1 protein-coding gene is annotated in these 255 nt (G+C 73.3%); it reads left to right on the forward strand.

Annotation, left to right across the window (positions count from 1 at the left end):
- The coding region (locus CH42_RS08210) for a thiolase family protein (protein ID WP_449279960.1) at positions 1–255 on the forward strand (255 nt) is incomplete at both ends.

Genomic DNA, 255 nt, shown 5'->3' on the forward strand with positions numbered 1-255 from the left:
GGCTCGCGGGCCTCAAGACCCCGTTCCGTCCGCACGGACGCGTCACCGCCGGTAACGCGTCCCCCCTCACCGACGGCGCGACCATGTCGCTGCTCGCGGGCGCCGACACCGCCAAGGAACTCGGCCTCTCGGCCAAGATGCGTCTCGTCGGCTTCGGCTTCGCCGGCGTCCAGCCGGAGGTCATGGGCCTCGGCCCCGTCCCCTCCACCGAGAAGGCGCTGCAGCGCGCCGGCCTCACCATCGACGACATCGGGC

The organism is Leucobacter musarum subsp. musarum (assembly GCF_001273845.1).
Lineage (GTDB): Bacteria > Actinomycetota > Actinomycetes > Actinomycetales > Microbacteriaceae > Leucobacter > Leucobacter musarum.